The organism is Thermanaeromonas sp. (assembly GCF_021890735.1).
Classification (GTDB): Bacteria; Bacillota; DSM-521; order Neomoorellales; family Neomoorellaceae; genus Thermanaeromonas.
In genome coordinates this window covers 1-4,465 of sequence record NZ_JAKKUR010000112.1, presented here as the reverse complement: position 1 = coordinate 4,465, position 4,465 = coordinate 1, and the positions used below count along the sequence as shown (strand labels likewise).

General features: G+C 54.5%; 7 protein-coding genes. All 7 read left to right on the top strand.

Translation table 11 applies throughout. The features are described from left to right. The first annotated feature begins 128 nt into the window (after positions 1-128). Complete coding sequence (locus L5656_RS10715) at positions 129-326, top strand: hypothetical protein (RefSeq protein WP_297202802.1); 198 nt, start codon at positions 129-131, stop codon at positions 324-326. Positions 327-409: 83 nt separating this feature from the next. Next, on the top strand, positions 410-799 hold the full coding sequence (locus tag L5656_RS10710) for a hypothetical protein (RefSeq protein WP_297202800.1): 390 nt from the start codon (positions 410-412) through the stop codon (positions 797-799). Positions 800-918: 119 nt separating this feature from the next. Beyond that, positions 919-1,257, top strand: coding sequence for a nucleotidyltransferase domain-containing protein (locus tag L5656_RS10705; protein ID WP_297202798.1), 339 nt, complete (start codon positions 919-921; stop codon positions 1,255-1,257). After that, positions 1,254-1,643 (top strand): HEPN domain-containing protein, encoded by a 390-nt coding sequence (locus L5656_RS10700; protein ID WP_297202796.1) that lies wholly within the window; start codon positions 1,254-1,256, stop codon positions 1,641-1,643. Before L5656_RS10705 ends, L5656_RS10700 begins: the two co-directional genes overlap by 4 nt. 327 nt (positions 1,644-1,970) lie before the next feature. Beyond that, complete coding sequence (locus L5656_RS10695; protein ID WP_297202794.1) at positions 1,971-2,345, top strand: hypothetical protein; 375 nt, start codon at positions 1,971-1,973, stop codon at positions 2,343-2,345. Further along, positions 2,342-3,562 (top strand): MobP3 family relaxase, encoded by a 1,221-nt coding sequence (gene mobP3 / locus L5656_RS10690; RefSeq protein WP_297202792.1) that lies wholly within the window; start codon positions 2,342-2,344, stop codon positions 3,560-3,562. The genes L5656_RS10695 and mobP3 overlap by 4 nt, the downstream gene beginning before the upstream one ends. Beyond that, a partial coding sequence (locus L5656_RS10685; protein WP_297202790.1) for a type IV secretory system conjugative DNA transfer family protein occupies positions 3,559-4,465 on the top strand: 907 nt, incomplete at its 3' end. The genes mobP3 and L5656_RS10685, both read left to right, overlap by 4 nt.

Below are 4,465 nucleotides of genomic sequence, written 5' to 3'. Positions count from 1 at the left end.
GGTCCCCTCCATTTATTCCTCGGCCTCGCCTTCGGCGACCCTTGCCGCCAGCCCGAGCGGCTGTGTTTTACAGCCAAGGCCGGAAGGCCAGAGGCCGAAGGCCAAAAAGGAAAGGGGGAAGCGAGAGAATGTTCTACCTTACTCCTTGGGAATGGAGGCGGCCTAATAATTATCATGAGATGGACTTTGCCGAAGCCATGAAGTGGTGGTCCCGGAACTGCCCAGGAAGCCACTGGGATAGCTGTACTGCCTGCGGGTGGTACCTTGGCGGCCAATGCCAGCACCCGGACCACCCCAAGAGGCGGGTAAAGAAGCGGAAAGCCTAGCGCTACAGCAGGGAGGCCTCCCAGAAGCAGACCAATAGGAGGCCTCCCCCAAAGGTCCTAAGGAGAAGGAGGGTGTGCTAACTGTGAATGAAAAAATGCAAATCCTAGACCAGGTACTGCGTGAACTTTTAAGCGAAGCAGATACCGCATTGGCAGCCCTAGATAAGATCGCAAGTGTTTGCCCTAGTGTGTTAATAAAAGATACTCCTGCTGTTTTTGATAGGAAGGATGATAAACGGCGTAGATTTTGTTACCCGACGTGGATCAAGGACTACAAGGGGCAATGGGTGAGACACCGGGAAGAGTTTGCCTGCTTCGTATTGGGAGAAGATGGCAGTGTAGAAAGTTACAGGTGGGGGCAGGGTATCACCAACCCTGGTGGCTTGCTTGCAGCGATGTTACGCAAGGAGAAAGAAAGGCTTGGCAGCGTAGCAAAATTAGCAGACGTACCAGACGAGATGGGCGAAGGATAAGCGCAGATAGGACGCAGGAAAGTTTTCCGGGGAGGCGCAGGAGGCCTCCCCATCGTCTTCAAAATACTGGTAAACGTTCAGCCTATAGTGTATAATGGGAGCCAGGAGGGATTATCACCGTGACCGAAACTATTATACCAGATAAGATCAGCAGAGCGATTAAGGAGTTTTGTGAACTTCTCAGGGGAGAGCTAGGCGAGAACCTTCTTGGGATACGCTTGTTTGGCTCAGTGGCCCGCGGCACTGCTACCCCAGAGTCGGACATTGATATACTCGTACTTGTGCAAAGGGAGGACAGCGCTACCAGAGAAGCCATAATCGACACAGCCGTAGAGATAAATTTAAAGCACGACGTTGTAGTATCACCAGTAATTATGTCCGCTGAGCGCTATTCAGCGCCTCTGTTCAGGGAAACGTATTTCTATAAGTCCCTACAGGAAGAAGGAATACCTTTATGAGCATAGAGTTAAGCCGGTGGCGCTTGGAAAAAGCGGAACGAACCTTCAGGGAGGGAGAGCAACTATTAGAAGCCGGGTCCTATAACGGTGCTATTAACCGGTTTTACTATGCAGCATTCCATGCAGCAAGAGCATTGCTTGCCCTTAAGAAGCTGGATTCAGCCAAGCATAGCGGCGTTATTTCCCTGTTTAACCGTGAGTTTGTGAAGCCCGGTCTAATAAGCAAAGAGGCAAGCGCGACCCTGTCAACACTTTTTAACCTGAGGGCCGAGGCCGATTATGATGACTTTAAGAGTTTTACCCTGGAAGAAGCAGAAGAGGCCAGAGATGCTGTAAGGTCCCTGATAGACGAAGTTAGCGCGTTCCTAGCCAATATATCACGATAGTGAGGGGTCAGCCCGGCGGATAGCAGCCGGGCGTTATGTTTATATGGAGAGCACTATGGAGGGCCTGCCTACGCAGGCCTTCCTGATTCTGGGGGAGAAGGAGCGCCACAAGGGCGCTCCTTTTGAAGGCAGGATAAGGCGGGCTATCGCCCGCAGTCTCCCAGACGCCAGGCAAAGCCTGGCGCTATTAATAAGTGACAGGTATCTCCCTGTATATCGCTCTTATAGAAGGCGGTATCCAAATAGATATGCTTTGTCCTCCGGTACGTTGGTCTCTTTTATTTCCCAGTCATATCTAGCTGTATATCTCTAAAGCGGGGTGGTTTTGTGAAGCTAAAAGGTGTTTATCTCCGCATGGATGAAGATCTCTTAAATGCTTTAAAGGCTTTGGCTGCACGTCGGAAAGAACCTATGGCTGTGGTAGTACGAAATCTGCTATCTCGGGCTCTAGCTGAGGAGAACGCTGTTGAGGGCAAAGATGTGATTACCGACGCGGTCCGCCGAGCCATGCGGGACGTATTAAAGCCCGTAGAGGAGCGTATGGCGAAGCTAGCCTCTAAAGCGGCAAGGGCTGCAGCTACAAGTATGTACCTTAACACCGAAGTAATAGGAGAACTCGGGAAGCATAATGTCCTACAAATCTATGAGATGGCCAGAAAGAAAGCTGTAGCTTACCTCCGGGAACAGGATGATGACTTATGAGCTATGCCCCTTTTGTATTGAAAGTAGCCTTTTATGCTCCTACCAGGCAGAACCAGCAGAGAAACGCTAACCATATCAGGTATATTGCGACCCGACCAGGCGCGGATCGGGGCGAGCTTGAACCGGAGAGAATAGATCCTGGCACTGCCGCAGGCCACATAAAATATGCCGGAGAGCGACCTGGAAGCCACGGCTTATTCAGCCAAGACGAAGACCATCCAGACCTAAAGGCCGTGCAGAAAGAGCTACTACAGCATAAGGGCGTGGTGTGGCGGGCGGTTCTCTCCCTTCGGGAGGACGACGCCGTAAGGCTAGGCTACACCACAAGGAAGGCCTGGGAAACCATGCTCAGGGCTACAGTAGCGGAGGCCGCCGCCAAAATGGGGATACGGGAGGACAACCTCCGTTGGGTAGCGGCCTTCCATGCGGTCCAGGGCCACCCCCACGTTCACCTGGTATGGTGGGAGAAGAACTCCGCCCGGACCAGGGGAATGCTGTCCGAAGGCGAGAAAAAAGACCTGCGACGGGTGTTTGTGAGGCAAATCTACGCTGAAGAGCGAACACGTCTTTTAGCCGAGAAGACTGCCATAAGAGAGCTGCTTCGGGAAACAGCCAGGCAGGATGTTTTAACCCTGGTCAGGGAGATAAGGCAGGCAAGGTTAGAGGTCCGGGCCCTGGCGGGCCAAGAGCCGGGGATAGCGCCTGAGCTAAACCCGATAGTCGAACAAGAGTTGGCTGCGAAGCTTAAAAAGCTCGCTTCTTTAATGCCCGGCCATGGGAGGGTGGCCCTGGCCTTCATGCCCGAGGAAGTGAAGAAGGAGACCCGGGAAATAGCCGACTGGATACTCCGGCAGCCAGGCTTTAATCAATCTCTAGCCCGTTACCGGGATTTAGCCAGACAGATCGCCAGCTACCATACTACAAAGCCCGAGGCCCTGGAGGAGGCAGCACACAAGGCCTACGAAGACGTCCGGGACCGCATAGCCCAGGAGGTTCTCAAAGGCGCAGCCCTTATTAACCAGCTAGAACGGCAGCATACCAAGCCTGGACGGGCCCACCACGAGCAGGTAAGGATAGCCCACAGCGTATGGAAGGCTGCCTGGAGGGCTCTAGAACGGGAGCGCACACGGGCCGAGGCCCAGGCTTTGCTGTTGGCGGAGCGGGACCTGGAAAGGCGCAAACGCAGGGAAAGAGAGGAGGCCAGGGAGAGGGCATGAAGATAAGACCCCGCCATGTAGTTTTATTTTTCCTGCTGCTGGTGGACTTACTGCTGGTACCCCGGCTTCTTGCTTTACCCCTTAACCTTAAGGCTTACGGCTTTAAGCCCGGCCTTGAGGCGTGGAAGAAAGAGCTCTTTGCCCACCCCCTGGTGGGCCCGGCTATACTTATACGGGACACGAAGACCCGCATGATATGGCTTTGGATACAGCCAGCGGTAGTAGCGGCTACGGTGACCCTTCTATGGCCTTCAGGGCGACCAAGGGGCAGGACGAAAGACTTAGGAGGCCCCGAGGCCGCAGGCCGCGGGCAGTTCGGCACGGCCAGGTGGAGGACGAGAAAAGAGATAGCCGGGACCCTAACCGAATGGCGCTATCCCGATAGGCCCCCTCTTGGGGGCTTTGTTGTTGGCTCACGCACTGACAGGCATTTTGCCGCCTGGCTCGATGCTTCTGAGACACATTGCCTAGTCATTGGTGCAACTAGGTCCGGTAAGTCCAGGCGCATAATCTTACCCACCATATGGGTCCTCGCCCAGGCAGGAGAAAGCATGATAATCAGCGACCCCAAAGGAGAGCTCTACCACACGGCCTGCGGGTACTTGAAGCGCCAGGGTTACGAGGTAATACTTATAGACCTCCGCCAGCCCTTGAGGGGCAACAGGTGGAACCCACTTTTACCCGTAGTGGAGGCCTTCAAACGGAGTGACATAGTAGGGGCTAGCCAGGCTGCCTGGGACATAGCGCACATAATAACCCACCAGTACCCGCACTACGGAGACCCCATCTGGCCGCAGGCACAGGAGAGCCTGACCGCAGCCTTAGCCCTGGCGGTGGCGGACCAGGCACCTGAAGGAGCTAAGCACTTCGCCAGCGCCTACAGGATGCTCTCCGAACTCGGAG

Coding starts and splice junctions, on each gene's coding strand:
- L5656_RS10715 (WP_297202802.1), top strand. CDS start 129: ATGTTCTACCTTACTCCTTGGGAATGGAGGCGGCCTAATAATTATCAT.
- L5656_RS10700 (WP_297202796.1), top strand. CDS start 1,254: ATGAGCATAGAGTTAAGCCGGTGGCGCTTGGAAAAAGCGGAACGAACC.
- mobP3 (WP_297202792.1), top strand. CDS start 2,342: ATGAGCTATGCCCCTTTTGTATTGAAAGTAGCCTTTTATGCTCCTACC.